This window comes from Pseudoalteromonas sp. OF5H-5, assembly GCF_021530695.1.
In the GTDB taxonomy this organism is placed as follows: domain Bacteria; phylum Pseudomonadota; class Gammaproteobacteria; order Enterobacterales; family Alteromonadaceae; genus Pseudoalteromonas.
In genome coordinates this window covers 1-5,411 of record NZ_JAKGBF010000037.1, presented here as the reverse complement: position 1 = coordinate 5,411, position 5,411 = coordinate 1, and the positions used below count along the sequence as shown (strand labels likewise).

Genomic DNA, 5,411 nt, shown 5'->3' with positions numbered 1-5,411 from the left:
GAAGAGGCAGGAGAGTCACAGTTACAGGCTTACGTCCGAACAGAAGAAGCGACGGGTTTGGCACAGCAGCTACGTGAGTATCTACGGGCATTACTACCAGAGTACATGCTGCCAAGTCGCTACATTGGGGTATCACAGTGGCCGCTATCCCCGAACGGTAAAATTGACAAAAATGCGCTAAAACAATTGCATAGTAACACTGAGCTCGAGGCCTTTATAGCACCAAGAAATGCCACAGAGGAGCAGTTATTACTCATTTGGCAGCGATTGCTCAAAAACGACGCGATTGGTATTAATGACCACTTTTTTACCGTAGGAGGGGATTCAATTATAGCAATTCAATTGGTTGCTATGGCTCGGGAAGTGGGACTCCATATAACTTTAAAAGAAGTTATGCAGTTACCTACGGTTGCTGATCAGGCATTGGTGGTTAAAGCAAGTAAAGAAGTGAGTGCTGAACAATCTCCCCTAAGCGGAGAATTTAGGCCTTTACCTATTCAATTGAGATTCTTACAACGCTCAAAAGGGGCGGCTGTACATCATTATAATCAGTCTATCTTATTGCAAGTGCCAATTGAGTTATCGCAAGATTTTCTAAGGCAAGCAGTTTCATGTTTACTTGATAGGCATGACGCGTTGAGATTACGGTTTACTCACAAATCAACAGGGTGGATGGGCGAGTTTATTGCGCTTGAACAAATTGATATTAATCGGGTTGTACAGAATGTTTTCGTTGCTGATTGGTCGGCTGAGGCCGTAACTGAAATTGCTGCTGCAGCACAGTCTGGGTTTAATATTTCAAAAGGTGAGTTATTTAAAGCAGTCTTAATCTCAGGTAAAAGTGAAGCTCGGTTGTTACTTGTAGCGCATCACCTAGTCGTAGATGGTGTTTCTTGGCGAATTTTGGTACAAGATTTACAGCGTCTTTGGTGTCAGCATCAACGCCAAGAGATACCTCGGTTACCAGCAAAAACCTCATCTATAAGGCAGTGGAGTGATACCTTAGCGCTTCATTACGACGATTTCCAAGCGCAACAAGTCTTTTGGCTTGCCCAATTAGCCGCTGAAAATACCATGATGCCTTTATCTGAGAGTGAAATAGAGCCCTGTTTACGCAGTGAAAGTGAAATCGTTAAGCTACAGCTTACCCACTCAGTAACTCGTCAACTCCTAGGAAGTGCAAACCAAGCTTATCGCACGCAAGTAGAGGATTTATTGTTAAGTGGGCTGTATTTAGCGCTACAGCAAACATTTGCGGTATCGCAAGTCGCAGTTGCACTGGAAAGCCATGGTCGGGATCCTATCTCTGATGATGTGGATCTCAGTGAAACAGTAGGTTGGTTTACTTCACTTTATCCACTATTACTTAGTTCAGAGGGCACAGGGCTTACAGAAGTAATTATTGCTGTAAAAGAACGGCGTAGGGTTATTTCTGAGTCGAACGTTGGCTTTGGAACACTAAAATACTACTCCCAAACTTCTGAGTGTTCGCATTTTGAACAAGCGGATCCTTTTGTGCTATTTAACTATCTTGGACAAATTGAGATAAATGCAGAGCACGAGCATGGGGATTTTTCTCTCGCTGATGAAAGTATGGGGTCAAATCTACACGAGCAAGCTTTGCGGGAGTTTGCTATTGCGATCAATGGTCAAGTGAGTGAAGGCTTACTGCATTTGATGATTGACTATAGTGTTGCGCAGTTTAGTCCAGAGACTATGGTTGCTCTTAAAAATAATTTAGCTATGGCGTTGCAGGATATTGCTAATCACTGTGAAGGCCGAATGCCGATGTTAACAACCTCTGATGTCCCTCATGTCGAATTACAACAATCTCAGCTTAATGAATGGCAGAAACGCTTTGGTACACTCATTAATATCTTTCCTGCAACACCATTACAGCATGGAATATTCTTTCAAAGTCAAATTGATAAAAAAGCCTACTTAACCCAAGTTGTAAATCAAATCAGTGGCGAATTGAACATCAAGGCGATGGAGCTAGCATGGCAATATGTGACTAATCGGCATGAAATATTGCGAAGCGGCTTTGCTATAGAAAAAAGTAGCCTTTATCGCTTTGTGCTTGCACCAGATATTAAAGTTCCTGTGCGCTTTTTAGATTGGAGCGACTTGAGTGATGAGCAGCGCCACAGCGCATTTATCACGTTGCGTGAGCAAGACCGAGAAATGGCAATGCCACTCAATGAAGCGCCTTTGCATAGAGTTACTATCGTGCGCTATGGCTCCATGCAGCATCAATTACTTTGGACACATCATCACCTAATTTTAGATGGTTGGTGTCTGCAAACCGTTTACCAAGAACTATTGCAAAGCTATTTGTCTTTTGCTAAATCGCAACCCTTATCGTTACCGAAACCGATCCCACTGGATGGTTACTATGATTGGTTGCAGAGTAAAGATAAGCAAAGTGCTCTTGACTATTGGCATACTTACTTGCATGACTTTGACTCGCCCACCGCATTGTTAGAAAGCCAAAATTTAGACGTTCAATCAGGCTATGTTGAGCGACAATGGCAAATAAGTACGAGTCTGTCGCAAAAGCTACGAGTACTTGCCAGTGAAGCCAAGGTGACTCTCAATGCTGTCATACAGTGGGCTTGGGGATACTTGTTACAGCGTTACAGTGGCGATCAAAAAGTATTGTTTGGTACTGTAATTTCAGGTCGGCCATCTGAGGTACAAAACATTGAAAAGATGGTTGGGTTATTCATAAACACCATACCTGTAAAAGTTGATTTTGTTCCATCAACGGATCTTAAAGCTCAGCTTAAGCAGTTACATGAAAGCCAGTTGCAAAGTCAAGAACACGGCTTTTTAACTTTGCCAGAGATCCAGCAACAAACAGCGATTGCCGCAGAGGTTGAGTTGTTCGATAGTATCGTAGTGTTTGAGAATTATCCTACTGAGAGCAATAGCAGTGTAGCGAATAATACCAGCGATGTTGTTATCAATAGTAGTGAGACGGCAGAGTATAGTGCTGTGCCGTTGACTTTTATTGTGAATGATAATGAACACTTACAGCTTACATTGGGATATCGTAAAGAGCGTTTCAGCGATAACACCATAGCGCAAATGCAACATCATCTTGATGCCATCTTTTCTCAGCTTGCGGATGGTCGAGGTGTGGGTGAAATTTCACTGTTATCGACGTCTGAGCAACATTTACTGGCGCAGCAACATGATACTTTCTGTTCCCACAATTTAGCTTTACTACCGCATCAATATGTTGACCACTTTGCACAGGTAACACCTAACAGCATCGCCGTTCTTGATACTCAAGAAACGTTGACATATCAGCAGTTAAATCAGGCAGCGAACCGATTGGCTCGTTTGCTACAGGCTCAGGGAGTAATGCAAGAATCCTTCGTGGCTTTGTATCTTGAACGTCACTGTAGCATGGTTATTGCAATTTTGGCGGTGTTAAAGGCGGGTGGCGCTTATGTACCTATTGACCCGAGTATGCCGGACGCGCGCAGTAGTGCAATCTTAGACCAGCTGGGTGATGTACAAGTATTGACCCAACAGCACTTAGCGGAAGCTGAGTGTTTGCAATCACATCAAGTGACTGTGATCGATAGCGAAGCGACGCTAGATACTCTCTTCCAGTATAGAGCAACGACTCCTAGTACCTTTGAATTAAGCTCGACAAATCTTGCGTATATGATTTTTACGTCAGGTACAACAGGACAACCAAAAGGGGTGATGGTTGAGCATCAAGCCTTGTTGAATCGTGTACTGTGGATGCAAAAGCAATATGGACTGAAAGCCAGTGATAAAGTGCTGCAAAAGACGCCTTATGGTTTTGATGTTTCGGTCTGGGAGTTTGTTTGGCCTTGGACCGTTGGCGCAAGTATTGTTCTAGCTAAACCCGAGGGTCACAAAGAGCCTAAGTATCTAGCAGAGTTGATACAGCGACAAGGCATTACTCATTGTCACTTCGTACCTTCAATGCTGCAAGCATTTATGCAGCATGCAGAGTTATCGCAATGCCAAACACTGAAACAGGTATTTTGTAGCGGTGAGGCATTAACGCGCGATCACCGAGAACAGTTTATACGAGCGTCATCCGCTCAGTTACATAACTTATATGGCCCGACAGAAGCAGCAATAGATGTAAGTTATTGGGATTGTAGTAAAACCACCTCGGCCCCGAGTGTTCCCATTGGTTATGCTATTGATAACATTAACTGTGTAGTAGTGAGTCCGGATTTTGCTGAGCAGCCTATCGGTATTCCAGGAGAGTTACTCATATCTGGGATTGGCTTGGCTCGAGGTTACTTTCAGCAGGAACAGCTCACTGCGGAGAAATTTATTACGGTGAGCTTAGCAAACCGTTCTCAGCAGAGATATTATCGCACGGGCGATTTGGTCCGTCGTTTAGAATGTGGAGCTCTGGAGTTCCTTGGTCGTTTAGATCATCAAGTTAAAATCCGTGGTTTGCGTGTAGAGCTAGGAGAGATCCAAGCTGCGATTGCAGGCTGTGATGAAGTGGAAGAAGCATTTGTCAGTGTGCAGGAGTTACAAGCTGGTGAACAGCTTATCGCATTCTGTGTTACATCATTGGACAGTGCTGAACTTTCAGCTGTGATACCTAAGTTGCTGGCATCTACCTTACCGAACTACATGATACCTGCAACCTATATCGCATTGACTGAATTACCAGTCACTGTTAACGGCAAACTTGACCGTAAAGCACTATACAGCATGGTGACGGCCCAGCCTCAGATTGAATATGTTCCAGCACATACGGCAACAGAAGTTGCTCTAGAGGAAGTCTGGCGAGAGTGTTTAGGTATCACAGAACCCCTCAGTACCGTGCAGTCTTTCTTTGCTCTAGGCGGAAATTCGCTTCATGCCATGAGTATCCTCGATCGTGTCCAATCGCACTGGGATTACCCTTTTGAAATTGCAGACCTGTTTGCCTTCCAAACAATCAAAGAATTAGCACAGTTTATTGATGCAACACAGTCCCAGTATAGCTCAGAACAGCAGGAGCTAGAGGCGGATAGTGAGGCCTTTGAAGAAATGGAGTTTTAACCCAATGATTGATTTGCTTAATCAACTACAACAAAAAAATATTCAGCTATCTTCTGACTCCGGTACTTTAAAGGTGAAAGCACCAAAAGGTGCCATGACTGCTGAGTTAGCAGAGCAAGTAAAAACGCACAAAGAACAGTTATTGCACTTTCTTGAGAGAAAGCAGCAAGGGAGGTCAGTGGCGAGTATCCCCTTGTGTGCCATAGATCGTAGTGGTGCGATCCCAGCATCATTTTCACAACAACGGCTGTGGTTAATCGATAAGCTAGAAGGCAGTCAACATTATAATGTTGCAGCAGCACTGGCCTGTGATGGGGTACTGGATATTGCAGCCATAGAAGCCAGTCTAACTCAAA

The 5,411-nt window shown here is 43.8% G+C and carries 2 protein-coding genes; both read left to right on the top strand.

Features of this window, described 5'->3' with window-relative positions; translation table 11 throughout:
• On the top strand, positions 1 to 5,055 hold a 5,055-nt coding region (locus L1271_RS24330; protein WP_235369015.1), incomplete at its 5' end, for a non-ribosomal peptide synthetase.
• A gap of 4 nt (positions 5,056 to 5,059) precedes the next feature.
• The coding region (locus L1271_RS24325) for a hypothetical protein (RefSeq protein WP_235369014.1) at positions 5,060 to 5,411 on the top strand (352 nt) is incomplete at its 3' end.